At 64.2% G+C, this 16,139-nt stretch carries 11 protein-coding genes; 5 read left to right on the top strand and 6 right to left on the bottom strand.

Annotated features, from left to right (window positions below; all coding sequences use genetic code 11):
* Window positions 1-7 precede the first annotated feature (7 nt).
* Window positions 8-472, top strand: a complete 465-nt coding sequence (locus CK227_RS08840; RefSeq protein WP_095772604.1) for an NfeD family protein — start codon at window positions 8-10, stop codon at window positions 470-472.
* 253 nt (window positions 473-725) lie between these two features.
* Here the strand turns inward: CK227_RS08840 and CK227_RS08845 are convergent, their stop codons facing one another.
* A complete protein-coding gene (locus CK227_RS08845) occupies window positions 726-1,727 on the bottom strand; it encodes a KpsF/GutQ family sugar-phosphate isomerase (RefSeq protein WP_095772603.1) in 1,002 nt (333 codons plus the stop codon).
* Between the two features lie 207 nt (window positions 1,728-1,934).
* Between CK227_RS08845 and CK227_RS08850 the strand changes: the two genes are divergently transcribed.
* Window positions 1,935-3,716: an outer membrane beta-barrel protein gene (locus CK227_RS08850; RefSeq protein ID WP_179296410.1), complete on the top strand. Its 1,782-nt coding sequence runs from the start codon at window positions 1,935-1,937 to the stop codon at window positions 3,714-3,716.
* 52 nt (window positions 3,717-3,768) lie between these two features.
* On the opposite strand, the gene galU is transcribed toward CK227_RS08850, so the two are convergent.
* Complete coding sequence (gene galU, locus CK227_RS08855) at window positions 3,769-4,683, bottom strand: UTP--glucose-1-phosphate uridylyltransferase GalU (RefSeq protein ID WP_179295816.1); 915 nt, start codon at window positions 4,681-4,683, stop codon at window positions 3,769-3,771.
* A 203-nt stretch (window positions 4,684-4,886) separates the two neighbouring features.
* On the opposite strand from galU, the gene CK227_RS08860 reads away from it, so the two are divergent.
* Window positions 4,887-6,110 carry a lytic murein transglycosylase gene (locus tag CK227_RS08860; RefSeq protein WP_095772732.1) on the top strand — a complete coding sequence of 408 codons (1,224 nt, stop codon included), beginning with the start codon at window positions 4,887-4,889 and terminating at the stop codon, window positions 6,108-6,110.
* Here CK227_RS08860 and CK227_RS36660 read toward each other — a convergent pair.
* Window positions 6,097-6,345, bottom strand: a complete 249-nt coding sequence (locus CK227_RS36660; protein ID WP_179296403.1) for a hypothetical protein — start codon at window positions 6,343-6,345, stop codon at window positions 6,097-6,099. The genes CK227_RS08860 and CK227_RS36660 overlap by 14 nt on opposite strands.
* Between CK227_RS36660 and CK227_RS08865 the strand changes: the two genes are divergently transcribed.
* Window positions 6,236-7,468 (top strand): DUF459 domain-containing protein, encoded by a 1,233-nt coding sequence (locus CK227_RS08865; RefSeq protein WP_095772600.1) that lies wholly within the window; start codon window positions 6,236-6,238, stop codon window positions 7,466-7,468. The two genes, CK227_RS36660 and CK227_RS08865, sit on opposite strands and share 110 nt — an antisense overlap.
* Before the next feature lie 31 nt (window positions 7,469-7,499).
* On the opposite strand, the gene CK227_RS08870 is transcribed toward CK227_RS08865, so the two are convergent.
* Window positions 7,500-8,954, bottom strand: coding sequence for a glutamate synthase subunit beta (locus CK227_RS08870; RefSeq protein ID WP_095772599.1), 1,455 nt, complete (start codon window positions 8,952-8,954; stop codon window positions 7,500-7,502).
* A 142-nt stretch (window positions 8,955-9,096) separates the two neighbouring features.
* The gene (gene gltB / locus CK227_RS08875) at window positions 9,097-13,842 is read right to left on the bottom strand and encodes a glutamate synthase large subunit (RefSeq protein WP_095772598.1); all 4,746 of its coding nucleotides are present in this window, start codon (window positions 13,840-13,842) and stop codon (window positions 9,097-9,099) included.
* A gap of 487 nt (window positions 13,843-14,329) precedes the next feature.
* Here gltB and CK227_RS08880 point away from each other — a divergent pair, with 487 nt between their 5' ends.
* Complete coding sequence (locus CK227_RS08880) at window positions 14,330-15,382, top strand: low specificity L-threonine aldolase (protein ID WP_095772597.1); 1,053 nt, start codon at window positions 14,330-14,332, stop codon at window positions 15,380-15,382.
* A gap of 81 nt (window positions 15,383-15,463) precedes the next feature.
* Here the strand turns inward: CK227_RS08880 and CK227_RS08885 are convergent, their stop codons facing one another.
* Complete coding sequence (locus CK227_RS08885; protein WP_095772596.1) at window positions 15,464-15,931, bottom strand: Hsp20 family protein; 468 nt, start codon at window positions 15,929-15,931, stop codon at window positions 15,464-15,466.
* Between the last annotated feature and the right edge of the window lie 208 nt (window positions 15,932-16,139).

Here is a 16,139-nt window from a genome sequence, read left to right on the forward strand (position 1 = left end):
CACTCCCATGTTCGATCGCATCATTTCCGAACTCGGTCCGTGGAACTGGATGGTTCTGGGCTTCGTGCTGCTGGTGGTGGAGGTCATCGCGCCGGGCTTCTTCATGCTGTGGATCGGCATCGCCGCGCTCATCATCGGCGCGGCGTCGCTGCTGATCTGGGATGCGGCGATCTGGAGCTGGCAGGTCCAGGTCCTCGCCTTCCTGGCGCTGTCGCTGGTTTCAGCCTTCGTCGGCAAGAAACTCATGGGCGGACGCGACCAGCCGACCGACCAGCCGCTGCTCAACCGGCGCGGCGCCCAGATGGTCGGCCGCATGGCGACGCTTGCCGAGCCGATCAAGGACGGCCGCGGCCGCATCAAGCTCGGCGACACGCTATGGCGCGTCTCCGGCCCGGACCTGCCCGCCGGCACGCAGGTGCGCGTGACAAGTGCCGCCGACACGGACCTGGAACTGACGGTGGAGCGCGTCTGAGTTTCCAGACGGCGCCGGTGCGAAAGATGTGTTGAGATCCAGGACAGGCCGAGCCGGAGTCGAAGACGGGCGCGAAGCGACCAAACAAGGCGGGTTCCGAGAACCGGAGCGGAGCGTACTTAAGTACTTGAGCACCGGCCTAACCCGGCCGTAGCCCTAGTAGCGACGATCCCTCTTGAGTGCTTCGGCCGGCGAAGGCCGGAAGCGCAGGTATCAGCCGTTTGCAACCGGCCTCACCTGAATATCGGCATGCCTAGGCAGCGCCGATGCGCAGCAGGTCGTGGAAATGCACCACGCCCAGCGGCATGTTGTTCCTGGTCACCACCAGCGCGCCGATATTGTGCTCGTTGAGCAGCGCGATCGCCGTGCCGGCCAGCGTCTGCGGGTCGACCGTCTTGGGCGTGCGGGTCATCACCTCGTCGACGATGACGTCGGCCAAATTGCGGTGCAGGTTGCGCGCGACATCGCCGTCGGTGATGATCCCGGCCAGTTCGCCATTGGCGTCGACGATCAGCACGCAGCCGACCTTCTTCTGCGACAGCGTCATTACCGCTTCCGGCATCTTGGTGCCGAGCACGGCCAGCGGCATCTGGTCGCCGACCCGCATGATCTCGGAGACCATGGTCAGATTGGCGCCGAGCTGGCCGCCGGGATGGAAGGTGCGGAAATGGTCTGGCGTGAAACCCCGCGCCTCGAGCAGCGCGATCGCCAGGGCGTCGCCGATGACCAGCTGCAGCAGCGTCGACGTCGTCGGCGCCAGCCCGTGCGGACAGGCCTCCGGGGTGCGCGGCAAAAGCAGCACCACGTCGGCGGCGCGCGCCAGCGCCGATGTCTCGCCTGACGTGACGGCGATGAGCGGAATGGAAAAACGCCTGGAATAGGCGACGATGCCGAGCAGCTCCTTGCTTTCGCCTGACCATGAGATGGCGATGATGGCGTCGTCCTTGGCGATCATGCCGAGATCGCCATGGTTGGCCTCGACGGGATGGACGAAGAAGGCCGGCGTGCCGGTCGAAGCCAGCGTCGCCGCGATCTTCGAGCCGATATGGCCGCTTTTGCCGACGCCGGTGACGATCAGCCGGCCTTCGATCTTCGAAATCATACCGACGGCCTGCGCGAAAGGCGCGGCCAGTCCGTTCTCGAGCGCCTCGGCAAGGGCGGCGATGCCGGCCTGCTCGGTCATCACCGTTCTCAGTGCCGAATCGATCGACGCTTGCCTGTCCAGGGGCTTCTTATCGAGGGATCTCGCATGCATGGATGATGCGATTAGCGCGTTGCCGCCCGCCTGTCCAACAGAAATGCCGCTGGCGCCCAGGCGGCGGAGGCTTCGGACAGGTCACGGGATCGGCAAACAGCGGCACTTTAACCGGCCGAACGATCGCCGCCTCAACCCTCCATTAACCATCCCCATTTACGGTTCGGTAAGTATGGCGCGCACAGCGCCGCGCAAGCAGTGGTGGCGATGTCCGGGGCCCAGCCAGAGAAATCAAGAGGACGACAGGGCAAGGCGGTCTGCGCCTTGTTGCTGGCGACCAGCATGTTTGCCTTGTTGCGCCCGGGGCAGCTTCATGCCCAGGAAACCGAGCTGCGCGGCGAGGTGTCCGAATCGGCGATCCTGTCCGACCAGCAGCGCAAGGCAAAGCAGCTCGCCCTTGCCACCCAGCGCCAGCAGCAGTCGGCCAACTCTGCGCAGGACGATGCGCCGCCGCGCACCTATTTGCCGGCCAGTGCCGGCGCTGTCCCTGACGACACGAACACCGATGCCGCCACCGGCAGCATTTTCGATCCGCCGCAGGCGACCGACGACACGGCCACCGACAATCCGACGCCGCCCAAGCCTCGTCCCCGTCCGTCGAGCGCCGGCCAGAATGCTGCGGACCAGGACAAGACCAAGACGGACCGCAGGGCAACCGGCAAGTCGAAGAAAAAGAAGAAAGCGACCACCGCGACCACGGACACCACTCAGGCCGCGACCGACGATACCGACGGCGCGGACCAGGAAGCGGCCAACCGCCGTGCTCTCACCGTCGACAGCGCCGACAGGCAGAAACTCGACCCCGGCGCCGAACGCACCGCCGCCATCGAAGGCCAGAACAAGAAAGCCGAGGAGGACCCCTTCCAGCCCACCGGCGTCAAATGGGGTTCCTTCGTCATCCGCCCGTCGATCGAACAGGGCATGACCGCCACCACGAACGGCGATTCGAGCAGTGCCGGCACCTCGGCGCTGCTGTCGGAGACGGCGTTGCGCTTTACCGCCGTCTCCGACTGGCGCGAAAACGCCGCCACCATCGACGGCTATGGCCTGTTCCGCGAGACGGTGTCGGGCTACCGCGTTCACGATGCGCAGGGCCGCATCGAAGGCCAGCTCAATGTCGACCTCGACAACGAGCTGCGCGCCATAGCCAAGCTCGGCTATGAGGCCGTGCCTGAAACGGCGTCCTCGCCCAACGCCATTGCCGGCGTCAGCACCCAGCCGCTGCGGCAGACCATCGACGGCAGCCTCGGCGTCGAAAAGGCCGTCGGCAAGATGCAGTACACGCTGACCGGCGCGGTCTCGCACGACTTCTACGGCGACGCCGAGCTTTCGGACGGCACCACGCTGTCGCAGAAGGATCAGGACAACACGCTCTATACGGCGACCCTGCGCACCGGCTACGAAATCTCCCCGGTCCTCACCCCGTTCAGCGAAATCGAGGTCGGCCGCCGGGCCTACGATCAACGCATCGACAATGAAGGCTTCGAGCGGTCCTCGACCCGGCTCGGCGCCCGCGCCGGTCTGCAACTCGATATGGGCGAGAAGCTCTCCGGCGAGTTCTCCGCCGGCTGGCTGAGGGAAGCGATCGACGACAAGAGCCTGGAGGCGATTTCGGGCGCCACCGTCAACGCCGATCTCAAATGGTCGCCGGAACGCGGAACCACGATCGGCCTGACCGGCAAGACCACCGTCGAGACCACCACGACGGCGGGTGAAAGCGGCGATATCCTCTATTCCGGCCGCTTGACGGCCGAACGGCAGATCCGTGCCAACCTTACCGCGAATGCGGCTCTGGGGCTCGACTGGCGCGACTATGTCGGCATCGACGGCCATGACAGGATCCTGAGCGCCGAGACCGGGCTGACCTGGTGGCTGAACCGCTATGCCGGCCTCACCGGCCGGGTCAGAACCGAAAAGCTGACCAGCAACCTGCCCGGCCGCGACTACACCGCCAACAGCATCTACCTCGGCCTGAAGGTGCAGCGCTGAAACACGCCTGCGCAGGGGCGGTCAGCCGCTCGCGCTGGCATGACCCATCCAGTTAAGATACCGCGACTCGCCGATCCGATGGCGTCATCTCGTCGAGAAGCGTGCGGATGACGCCAGCCATGTTCTCCTTCATATCGCTGCGCCACAGCGCGAAGGCGACATTGGCCTCGACAAAACCCTCCGGCGATCCGCAGTCGAAGGTGCGGCCCTGATAGTGGTAGCCGTAGAAGGCCTGCTGCTTTTCCAGCTTCAGCATCGCATCGGTGAGCTGGATTTCGTTGCCGGCGCCCTTTTCCTGGTCCTCGAGGATGTTGAATATCTCGGGCTGCAGGATGTAGCGGCCATTGATGTAGAGATTGGACGGCGCCGTGCCTGTCTTCGGCTTCTCCACCATCTCGGTGATGCGGAAGCCGTGATGCGTATCCTCGCCACGGCCGACAATGCCGTATTTGTGAGCCTCCGCCGGATCGCATTCCTGCACGGCAATGATGTTGTTGCCGGTTTCCTCGTAGAGCTCGACCATCGATTTCATGCAGCTCTTTTCCGACTGCATGATCATGTCGGGCAAGAGCAGCGCGAACGGCTCGTCGCCGACCAGTTCGCGCGCGCACCAGACGGCATGGCCGAGTCCCATCGGCACCTGCTGGCGCGTGAAGCTGGTCTGCCCCGGCGCCGGCTGCAACCGCTGCAGGCGGGCAAGCTGCTCGTCCTTGCCGCGCTGGGCGAGCGTGTCATAGAGCTCGAACTGGATATCGAAATGGTCCTCGATGACCGCCTTGTTGCGGCCGGTCACGAAGATGAAATGCTCGATGCCCGCCTCGCGCGCCTCGTCCACCACATACTGGATGACCGGCCGGTCGACGACTGTCAGCATTTCCTTGGGAACAGCCTTGGTGGCCGGGAGGAACCGCGTGCCGAGACCGGCGACCGGGAAAACTGCCTTGCGAACTCTCTTCATGCTTTCAATTATCCGTTTGCTGGCCGGCTTCGCAATCCCTGTCCCGCGACATTTTCACGCCGGAATTGAAGATTAGTGGGAGCGGGTGAGGGAAATTTCCACCGGTTAAAGCATCGAGGTGTCTTTTCGTTCCAGGAGACACCTATGGTAAACTAATTCCTAACCCGGTTCGGCGATGAATGGTCTTTCCTGAGACAGAGAAGGAGGAAAACATGTCCGTTCGCAATGTCGCAAAACGTTTCACCAGCGTCATGACGGCCGCCAGCCTCTCGCTCGCTCTGTTGATGCCTGCCGGACCCGCTTTCGCTGACGCCGGTTTCCGCCAATGGGTCGCCGGCTTCCGCGCCACCGCCGTGGCCGGCGGCGTTTCCGGCGCTGTCTACGACCAGGCTTTCCGGGACATCAAGGAGCCTGATCCGGTGGTGCTGGAGAAGGCACGCACACAGCCCGAATTCACGGCACCCGCCTGGGACTATTTCGACAACCGCGTCCACGACCAGTCCGTCGCCGTCGGGCAGCAGATGGCGAAGAAGTGGAAGCCGTGGCTGGACAGGATCGAGGCGCGGTTCGGCGTCGACCGCCACATTCTGCTCGCCATCTGGTCGATGGAATCTAACTATGGCGAGATCCTCAAGCGCGACGACATCATGCGCAACGTCATCCGGTCGCTGGCGACGCTGGGCTATGGCGATCCGAAGCGGTCGAAATATGCCGGCACCCAGCTGGTCGCAGCCCTGAAGATCCTGCAGACCGGCGACATCGATGAAAGCCATCTGATGGGCTCCTGGGCCGGCGCCATGGGCCAGACCCAGTTCATCCCCACCAGCTACCAGCACTATGCCGTCGACATGGACGGCAACGGCAAGCGCGACATCTGGAATTCCATCCCCGATGCGCTGGCGACATCAGCCAATCTGTTGAAGAAGAATGGCTGGCAGGCCGGCAAGACCTGGGGCTACGAAGTCACCATACCGGCCGGCAAGCTGCCGGGCGGAGCGAAGTCGCTAGCGCAATGGCAGGCGCTTGGCGTCGTCAGGGCCAGCGGCAAGCCGTTCAAGAACCTTACCGACAAGGCGACGCTGAAAGTGCCTGACGGCCGTGGCGGGCCAGCCTTCCTGATGATCCGGAATTTCTCGGTCATCAAGGCCTACAACAACGCCGACAAATATGCCCTGGCCGTTGGCCTTCTTGCCGACGAGATCGCCGGTGGCAACGGCCTTGTCCAGGACTGGAAGCGACCCTTCACCAAGCTCACCTTCGAGGAACGGCAGGAGCTGCAGAAGCGGCTTTCGCAGCACGGCCTTTACGACGGCAAGTTCGACGGCAAGATCGGTGACGGCTCCAAGACCGCCATCATGGCCTATCAGGCAAAGGTCGGCTTGAGCCAGGACGGCTACCCAAGCATGGAAGTGCTCAAATGGCTCAGGCAAAAATAGAGCCGGCCACGGCGCCGCGCGTATTTTGGGCGCGCATATCCAGGCGCCATGGCACTTTGAACTTGCGCCCGGCCGCAAAACCGGCTCCGGTTTGCCGGACCAGGCGCAAGGGGATGGAGGAGTGATTGGTTTCGGCCGCGCGTATCGCGATCCTTGCTCGTCGCACGCCGATCCTTTTTCTGGCGATCATCTTGTTGGCGATCGGCGCCGCCGGCGCCTTCCATGTGCCGGCCATGGCGCAGGAGCAGCCGCAGCAAGATCGTGGATGGTCGTTGCGTGACCTTCTGTTTCCGCGCCGCAGCGAGCGGGTCGAGCCGCCGCTCGACATCCAGAAGGCAAGACCGAAGGCCAAGGCGAAAAAGCGCGCCCCGCGTCCGCCCGCGGAGCCTGAAACCCCCGCGGTCGAAAAGGCGCCGGACGCCCGCACCGTGCTGGTGGTCGGCGACTTCATGGCGACAGGTCTTGCCGAGGGCCTGGACACCGCCTTCGCCGACAATCCAGGCGTCAGGATCGTCGTGCGCAGCAATGGCTCGTCGGGCTTCGTGCGCGATGATTTCTACAACTGGCCCGAACAGATCAAATCGCTGATCGAGACCGAGAAACCGGCCGCGGTGGTCGTCATGCTGGGCTCCAACGACCGCCAGCAGATGAAGGTGGGCGACGTGCGCGAGCAGCCCCGGTCCGAGAACTGGACCAAGGAATACGAGCGCCGCACCGACGAACTCGGCAAGGCCATTGCCACCGCCAAGGTGCCTTTCCTGTGGGTCGGCATGCCGGCCTTCCGGGTGCCGAAGATGACCTCCGACATGCTGGCCTTCAACGACATCTACCATCAGGCCGCCGAAAACCATGGCGGCGAATTCGTCGATGTCTGGGATGGTTTCGTCGACGAGAACGGCGCCTTCGTCACCAACGGCCCCGACATGAACGGCCAGCCGGTGCGGCTGCGGGCCGATGACGGCATAAACGTCTCCAAGGCCGGCAAGCGCAAGCTCGCCTTCTACACCGAAAAGCCGCTGGCCAAGATCCTGGGCCTCGCCGCGCCGGGCAGCGTGGCCCCGGCGACGGCACCGGCCGGCGCGCCCGTCGAGGCACCGGCGCCGGCCGCGGCACCCATTGTCATCGACCGCACCGCACCCATGCTGCTCAGCGACCCGGCGCTCGACGGCGGCACCGAGCTGCTCGGCGCCGCCCCGCCGGCAAACGCCAATCCGGCTCTTCCCGGGGAGCGACTGGTGATCGAAGGCAAGGCGCCGGAGGCCGCGCCCGGCCGCGCCGACGATTTCTCCTGGCCGCCGAAGGCAGAGCCGCCAGCGACAGCCGCGGCGACCGACACGACGACGGCGATCACCCCTTAGTCACGCAGGACTCTTGAGATCGTCCCGCAACTCAGCGGGGCAATACGCTCGTCCCCATCAGCGCTTCATCGATCGAGCGCGCCGCCTGGCGGCCTTCGCGGATCGCCCAGACGACTAGCGACTGGCCACGGCGCACGTCGCCCGCCGCGTAGAGCCGGTCGACGCTGGTCTTGTAGTCGCGGTCATTGGCCTCGACATTCCGCGAGCGGCGGCTGTCGGTGACGATCTTCATCTCGCCCTCGAGTTCCTTCGCCACGCCCACCATTGCCGGCCCGGCAAAGCCGATGGCGATGAAGGCGAGATCGGCGCGGATGACGAATTCGGTGCCGGCGATCGGCTTGCGCTTATCGTCGACCTCGCAGCATTTGACGCCGGTCAGTTGGCCGTCCTCGCCGATGAACTCGAGCGTCGCCACCTGGAATTCGCGCTCCGCACCCTCGGCCTGCGAGGACGAGGTGCGCATCTTGGTCGCCCAGTAGGGCCAGACCGCGAGCTTGTCTTCCTTCTCGGGCGGCTGCGGGCGGATGTCGAGCTGCGTGACGCGCACCGCGCCCTGGCGGAAGGCGGTGCCGACGCAGTCGGAGGCGGTATCGCCGCCGCCGACGACGACGACATGCTGCCCGCCGGCGATGATCGGGTGCGACGGCCACGCCACCGACTGGATCGGCTCGCCGCCGACGCGGCGGTTCTGCTGCACCAGATAGGGCATGGCATCATGCACACCGCCGAGATCGTCGCCCGGAATGTTGGCCGCACGCGGCGTTTCCGAGCCGCCGCAATAGAGCACCGCATCATGTTCGGCGAGCAGTTCGGCGACGGGCTTGTCGACACCGACATTGACGCCGCAATAGAAGGTCACGCCCTCGCCCTGCATCTGTTCGATGCGCCGGTCGATATAGTGCTTCTCGATCTTGAAGTCGGGAATGCCGTAGCGCATCAGCCCGCCCGGGCGGCTCTCGCGCTCATAGACATGGACGTCGTGGCCGGCGCGGCCGAGCTGCTGTGCGGCGGCCATGCCGGCGGGGCCGGAGCCGATGATGGCGACCCGCTTGCCGGTCTTCTTTTCCGGCGGATAGGGCCTGATATGGCCGGTCTCGTAAGCCTTGTCGGCGATCGCCTGTTCCACCGTCTTGATGGCGACCGGAATGTCCTCGAGGTTCAGCGTGCAGGCTTCCTCGCAAGGGGCGGGGCAGATGCGGCCGGTGAACTCCGGGAAATTGTTGGTCGAATGCAGGTTGCGGATCGCGTTGTCCCAGTCTCTGTTGTAGACGAGGTCGTTCCAGTCCGGGATCTGGTTGTGGATCGGACAGCCCGTCGGCCCGTGACAGAACGGGATGCCGCAATCCATGCAGCGCGCGGCCTGTTTCTCGACCTCCTTGTCCGACATCGGCAGCGTGAACTCGCGGAAGTGCCGGATGCGGTCGGAGGCCGGCTGGTATTTGTGCACCTGCCGGTCGATTTCGAGAAAGCCTGTTACCTTGCCCATAGTCCAGTTCCTGCTGTCCAGATGGTGCGGTTTTCGCCGCACCCGTTAACCTCTTGAGGCAGCCATGGCAACCTTGCGCCCGAGGTCAAACTGTCGATGAAGGGGGCCGGGAAGCCTGGGCTCCCCGGCAATTCTCACAAATCTATTCGGCCGCGACGCCCATGCGCATGCGTTCCATCTCGATCAGCGCGCGGCGGTATTCGACCGGCATGATCTTGCGGAATTTCGGCCGGAACGTCGCCCAGTCGTCGAGGATCTCGCGGCCGCGCACCGAACCCGTATAGTGCACATGGTTCGAGATCAGCTGGTAGAGGCGTTCCTCGTCATGGCTGGTCATGTCGCCGGACACGTCGACGCGACCCTTGTGGTCGAGGTCGCCGCCATGGTGCAGCAGCCTTTCCATCAGGTCGTCTTCTTCCGGCACCGGCTCCAGTTCGACCATGGCCATGTTGCAACGCTCGGCGAAATCGCCTGCTTCGTCCAGCACATAGGCGACGCCGCCCGACATGCCGGCGGCGAAGTTGCGGCCGGTCTTGCCGATGACGACGACGACACCGCCGGTCATGTATTCGCAGCCATGGTCGCCGACGCCTTCAACGACGGCGGCGACGCCCGAATTGCGCACCGCGAAACGCTCGCCGGCGACACCGGCGAAATAGGCTTCACCCTCGGTCGCGCCATAAAGCACCGTGTTGCCGACGATGATGGAGTCCGCCGCCACGATCCTGGCCTCTTCCGGCGGCCGGATGACGATGCGCCCGCCCGACAGGCCCTTGCCGACATAGTCGTTGCCGGCGCCGACGAGTTCGAACGAGACGCCGCGCGCCAGGAAGGCGCCGAAGGACTGGCCGGCTGTGCCGGTCAGTCTCACCTGGATCGTGTCCTCGCGCAGCCCCTTGTGCTTGAAGCGCTTGGCGACTTCGCCCGACAGCATTGCGCCGGTGGAACGGTCGACATTGCGGATATCGACCTCGATCTTGACCGGTTGCTTGGCCTCCAGTGCCGGCTTGGCCAGCTCGATCAGCTTGCGGTCGAGGACGTCGTCGATCGGGTGCTTCTGCCGCTCGGTCCAGTGCACCGCTTCGTGCGGCGCATCGGGCTTGTAGAACATCTTCGAGAAATCGAGGCCGCGTGCCTTCCAGTGCTGGATCACGTCGCGCTTTTCCAGAAGATCGCTGTCGCCGATGATCTGGTCGATATGGGTGTAGCCCATCTCGGCCAGCAGCGCCCTCACCTCTTCCGCCACGTAGAAGAAGAAGTTGATGACATGCTCGGGCGTGCCCTTGAAGCGCTTGCGCAGCACCGGGTCCTGGGTGGCGACACCAACCGGACAAGTGTTCAGGTGGCACTTGCGCATCATGATGCAGCCGGCCGCGATCAGCGGCGCGGTCGAGAAGCCGAACTCGTCGGCGCCGAGCAGCGCGCCGATGATGACGTCGCGCCCGGTGCGCAAGCCGCCGTCGACCTGCAGCGCCACTCTGCTGCGCAAGCCGTTCAGCACCAGCGTCTGATGCGTCTCGGCCAGGCCCATCTCCCACGGGCTGCCGGCATGCTTGAGCGAGGTCAGCGGCGAGGCGCCGGTGCCGCCATCATAGCCCGAGATGGTGATGTGGTCGGCGCGCGCCTTGGCGACGCCGGCCGCGACCGTGCCGACACCGACTTCCGACACCAGCTTGACCGACACGTCGGCCGCCGGGTTGACGTTCTTCAGATCGTAGATCAGCTGCGCCAGATCCTCGATCGAATAGATGTCGTGATGCGGCGGCGGCGAGATCAGGCCGACGCCCGGCGTCGAATGCCGGACCTTGGCGATGGTCGCGTCGACCTTGTGGCCGGGCAGCTGGCCGCCCTCGCCGGGCTTGGCGCCCTGCGCCACCTTGATCTGCATGACATCGGAATTGACCAGATATTCGGCCGTCACGCCGAACCGTCCCGAGGCGACCTGCTTGATCGCCGAGCGTTCCGGGTTCTTGCCGCCGCCGGGCAGCGGCAAATAGCGGTCGGCCTCTTCGCCGCCCTCGCCGGTGTTCGACTTGCCGCCGATCTGGTTCATGGCGCGCGCCAAAGTGGTGTGCGCTTCCCTGGAGATCGAACCGAACGACATCGCCCCGGTCGAGAAGCGCTTGACGATCTCGGCCGCCGGCATGACGTCGTCGAGCGCGACCTTCTTGCGGCCGGTCTCTTCAGCCAGCCTGATCTTGAACAGGCCACGTATGGTCTGCGCGCGGGCGGTCTCGCTGTCGATCTGCGCGGAATATTCCTTGAAGGTCTCCCACGAGCCCTGGCGCACGGCGTGCTGCAGGGTGGCGACCGCGTCGGGCGACCACATATGCGCCTCGCCGCGCATGCGGAAGAGATATTCGCCGCCGACCTCGAGGCTGTTGCGCAGCACCGGATCGTTGCCGAAACCGTCCGTGTGGCGGCTGACGGTTTCGCCCGCGACCTCATCCAGCCCGACGCCTTCGATCAGCGTCGCCGTGCCGGTGAAATACTTCTCGACGAAATCGGACTTCAGCCCGATGGCGTCGAAGATCTGCGCGCCGCAATAGGACTGGTAGGTCGAGATGCCCATCTTGGACATCACCTTGAGGATGCCTTTGCCGATCGACTTGATGTAGCGCGACACGACCTCGTAGGCGTCGACCTCTTCCGGCAGCTCGCCGCGCTTGTGCATGTCGAGCAACGTATCGAAGGCGAGATAGGGGTTGATCGCCTCGGCGCCGTAGCCGGCAAGGCAGCAGAAATGGTGCACTTCGCGCGGCTCGCCGGATTCGACGACCAGGCCGACGGAAGTACGTAGCCCCTTGCGGATCAGGTGATGGTGCACCGCCGCCGTCGCCAGCAGCGCCGGGATGGCGATACGGTCCGGGCCGAGCTGACGGTCGGACAGGATGATGATGTTGTACCCGCCGGCGACCGCCGCCTCGGCGCGTTCGCACAGGCGGTCGATGGCGCCCTGCATGCCGGCAGCGCCCTCATTCGAGCCATAGGTGATGTCGATGGTCTTGGTGTCGAAACGGTCCTCGGTGTGGCCGATGGAACGGATCTTCTCCAGATCGCCATTGGTCAGGATGGGCTGGCGCACTTCGAGCCGCTTGCGGCGCGAATTGCCGACCAGGTCGAAGATGTTCGGCCGCGGCCCGATGAAGGACACCAGGCTCATCACCAGCTCCTCGCGGATCGGGTCGATCGGCGGGTTGGTGACCTGGGCGAAGTTCTGCTTGAAATAGGTGTAGAGCAACTTCGACTTGTCCGACATCGCCGAGATCGGCGTGTCGGTGCCCATCGAACCAACGGCCTCCTGGCCGGTGGTCGCCATTGGCGACATCAACAGCTTGGTGTCTTCCTGGGTGTAGCCGAACGCCTGCTGGCGATCGAGCAGGCTGACATCCTTGCGCAGCGCGCGCGGTTCGACCGGCTTCAGGTCTTCCAGGATGAGCTGCGTGTTGGCGAGCCAGGTCTTGTAGGGGTGCCTGGTGGCGATCTCCGACTTGATCTCCTCGTCGGGCACGATGCGTCCCTTGGCAAGGTCGATCAACAGCATGCGGCCGGGCTGCAGCCGCCACTTCTGGACGATCTTCTCCTCCGCTACCGGCAGCACGCCGGCTTCGGAAGCCATGATGACGCGGTCATCGTCGGTGACGATGTAGCGTGCAGGGCGCAGGCCGTTGCGGTCGAGGGTGGCGCCGATCTGGCGGCCATCGGTGAAGGCGACCGCCGCCGGCCCGTCCCACGGCTCCATCAGGGCGGCGTGGTATTCGTAGAAAGCCTTGCGATCGGCATCCATGAGCTTGTTGCCGGCCCAGGCTTCCGGGATCAGCATCATCATGGCGTGGCTGAGGCTGTAGCCGCCCTGGAACAGGAATTCGAGCGCATTGTCGAAGCACGCCGTGTCGGACTGGCCGTCATAGGAGATCGGCCACAGCTTCGAGATGTTGTTGCCGAACAGCTCGGAATCGACCGAGGCCTGGCGCGCCGCCATCCAGTTGTTGTTGCCGCGCACCGTGTTGATCTCGCCATTGTGCGCGACCATGCGGTAGGGATGCGCCAGCTTCCATGACGGGAAGGTGTTGGTCGAGAAACGCTGGTGGACGAGGATCAGCGCGGTCTCGAAGCGCGGGTCCTTGAGATCCTTGTAATAGGCGCCGACCTGATAGGCCAGGAACATGCCCTTGTAGACGATGGTGCGCGCCGACAGCGACACGCAATAGGCGCCGATGTCCTTGTTGTCGTTCTCGGCATAGATGCGGCCCGAAATGACCTTGCGCAGCAGATAAAGCCGGGCCTCGTATTCCTCGTCATCTGGAATATCGGCCGTGCGGCCGATGAAGACCTGGCGATGGAACGGCTCGGACGCGACGATATCGGGCGCCTTCGACAGCGACGAATTGTCGACGGGCACGTCGCGGAAGCCGATGAGCGGCAGTCCTTCGGACTGTGCCGATTCGGCGATGATGTCCTCGATATGGGCGCGCAGCGCCGCGTCCTGCGGCATGAACCAGTGTCCGACGCCATATTGGCCCGAAGGCGGCAGTTCGATGCCCTGGGCCGCCATCTCCTCACGGAAGAACTGGTCGGGAAGCTGCACCAGCACGCCGGCGCCGTCGCCGACCAGCGGGTCGGCGCCGACAGCGCCGCGATGCGTCAGGTTTTCGAGCACGGCAAGCCCGTCCTTGACGATCTGATGCGACTTCACGCCCTTCATGTTGACGATGAAACCGACGCCGCAGGCGTCATGCTCGTTGCGCGGATCGTAGAGGCCCCGAGGGGCAAAACCGGTTCGGCCGATATCGGTTCGGCCAATGTCGGTTCGAGAGGTATTTTTGACGGCAGCCGCTTTCGTCTGCGCGGCCTGGCCGTTCGTCGCAGAGAGCGTCATGTCCGTCATTGTCCTGTCCTCCGTTCCAGCCCTTCAGGCGCTGGTTTGCCTCGGCAAGCGCTTGGCTCACCCTGATCCTTGCGGCACGTCTTGCGAAATCCTTGCCGAACCAGGCGGCTTTCCACATGGTTCGCGTCTGGTATCGTACAGGCCAGAGTCTGGCCGTCCACCTGTCGCTCGCAGCAACAGCCGGAGAGGCCAATATGTTACGCCAATCCAGCCTGTTTTGTGCGACAAAATAAGACAGCACTACTGTCCTAAATTTTTATGGCAGAATTCCCCGACGCACACAAGACCGATTCACAAAAAACTTGAGCCTTCCGCGACATAAAATTACGTGAAGTTGAGAGAAAACGTAAGCTTCAGTCGCCGATCCCTGCCTTGTCGGCATGACTGGCTTTAACGGTTTTCCGGCACTTGGCCCTTGCGGTTGGCGCGTGGAACCGTTCAACTCCGCGCTGATTTTCCCCGATCTTCCCCAGACATAGGCAGATGCATGTTCTTCGCTTCCGACAATTGGGCAGGCGCCCATCCCAATATCGTAGCCGGCCTGTCGGCCGCGGCCGGCGGCTTTGCCACCGCCTATGGCGACGGCGCGCTCGACCGGGCGGTCTACCAGCGCTTCAATGAGATTTTCGAACGCGAGGTCGCGGTGTTCTTCGTGGCGACCGGCACCGCCGCCAACGCGCTGTCGCTGACCACCTTCAACAAGCCCGGCGGCATTTCCTTCGCGCACCGCGAATCGCATGCCATCGAGGACGAATGCGGCGCGCCGGAGCATTTTTCCGGCGGCGCGCGCTTGCACGCCGTCGGCGGCGCACTGGGCAAGATCGACGCGCACAATCTGGAGCGGACCATTGGCCGCTTCGCGCCCGAAATCGTCCACTGGGGCCGGCCGATGGCGGTTTCGATCACCCAGTCGACCGAGGTCGGCACCATCTACGGCCTGAATGAGATCGAGACGATTTCGGCCATCGCAAAACGGCATTCCGTGCCGCTGCACATGGATGGCGCCCGCTTTGCCAATGCGCTGGTCGCGCTCGACACGACGCCGGCCGAAATGACCTGGAAGCGCGGCGTCGACATCCTGTCCTTCGGCGGCACCAAGAATGGTTGCTGGTGCGCCGAGGCGATCGTGCTGTTCGACCTCGACCGCGCCAGGGAATTGGCCTTTCTGCGCAAGCGCGCCGCCCAGCTGTTTTCGAAGTCGCGCTTCGTCGCGGCGCAGTTCGAAGCCTATTTCAAGGACGGCCTGTGGCTCGACACAGCGCGCCACGCCAACGCCATGGCCGCCCGCCTCGCGGCGGCGATCGAGGATTCGGCCCACGCGAAGCTGGCCTGGCTGCCGCAAGCCAACGAGGTGTTCGCCGTGATCAAGACGACCGAGGCCGAGAGACTGCAGGCGGCGGGCGCCGCCTTCTATGATTGGCACAAGCCGCATGGCTTTGACGGCCATATCGGCGAGGAGGAACTGCTCTACCGCTTCGTCACCAGCTTCGCGACGTCAGCCGAGGAAGTCGACCGCTTTGGCCAATTGATCGCCGGATAATCGGCCCCCGAACAACAAAAAAGCGGCGCCTTTCGGCGCCGCTTTCGTCTCGGGAGGAGACGCTTCTATTCCTGGGCTACATTACGCAGCGGTCTTGGCCTCGATCTGCTTGGCCTTGGCCGAAGCCGAGGTGATCGCGATCTTGCGCGGCTTCAGTTCCTCGGGAATGTTGCGCTTGAGGTCGACGAAGAGCAGGCCGTTCTTCAGCGTGGCGCCGACGACTTCAACGTGGTCGGCAAGCTGGAAGCGGCGCTCGAAGGCCCTGGAGGCAATGCCGCGATAGAGCAATTCGGCGCCTTCACCGTCACCTTCGTCCTTGCGCTCACCCTTGACGGTCAGCACGTTGCGGTGAGCTTCGATCGAGATTTCCTCGTCCGAAAAGCCGGCAACCGCCATGGAGATCCGGTAGGAATCCTCACCGGTGCGCTCGATATTGTAGGGCGGATAGGTCTGCGCGCCATCGGGCTGCGCAAGCGAATCCAGCATGGTGAAGAGACGGTCGAAGCCGACGGTCGAACGGTAAAGCGGGGAAAAATCAACGTGACGCATGATGTGTTCTCCTGTTGAGCAACATGGTTTGCGTATGGCCGGTGCGAAACCCGTAAGCGGCGTTTCGGCAGGACCAGCGGCCCCGACATTGGCGACCGCACTCAACATTTGGGGAGCGCTCGAATGCATTTCAAGATTTCCTCCGGCTGCAAAAACTGAATGGCCTGCCCCTTGATGAACGGCAGATGAACCGGCGCTTCGGCGCCTG

The sequence above is a fragment of the Mesorhizobium sp. WSM4308 genome, from assembly GCF_002294905.1.
GTDB lineage: Bacteria > Pseudomonadota > Alphaproteobacteria > Rhizobiales > Rhizobiaceae > Mesorhizobium.

What these genes read in the sequence shown, in the direction of transcription:
- CK227_RS08845 (WP_095772603.1), bottom strand. Translation starts at nt 1,727, where the DNA reads ATGCATGCGAGATCCCTCGATAAGAAGCCCCTGGACAGGCAAGCGTCG.
- gltB (WP_095772598.1), bottom strand. Translation starts at nt 13,842, where the DNA reads ATGACGGACATGACGCTCTCTGCGACGAACGGCCAGGCCGCGCAGACG.
- CK227_RS08850 (WP_179296410.1), top strand. Translation starts at nt 1,935, where the DNA reads ATGTCCGGGGCCCAGCCAGAGAAATCAAGAGGACGACAGGGCAAGGCG.
- CK227_RS08870 (WP_095772599.1), bottom strand. Translation starts at nt 8,954, where the DNA reads ATGGGCAAGGTAACAGGCTTTCTCGAAATCGACCGGCAGGTGCACAAA.
- CK227_RS08860 (WP_095772732.1), top strand. Translation starts at nt 4,887, where the DNA reads ATGTCCGTTCGCAATGTCGCAAAACGTTTCACCAGCGTCATGACGGCC.
- CK227_RS36660 (WP_179296403.1), bottom strand. Translation starts at nt 6,345, where the DNA reads ATGGCCGGCACATGGAAGGCGCCGGCGGCGCCGATCGCCAACAAGATG.
- CK227_RS08885 (WP_095772596.1), bottom strand. Translation starts at nt 15,931, where the DNA reads ATGCGTCACGTTGATTTTTCCCCGCTTTACCGTTCGACCGTCGGCTTC.
- CK227_RS08840 (WP_095772604.1), top strand. Translation starts at nt 8, where the DNA reads ATGTTCGATCGCATCATTTCCGAACTCGGTCCGTGGAACTGGATGGTT.
- CK227_RS08880 (WP_095772597.1), top strand. Translation starts at nt 14,330, where the DNA reads ATGTTCTTCGCTTCCGACAATTGGGCAGGCGCCCATCCCAATATCGTA.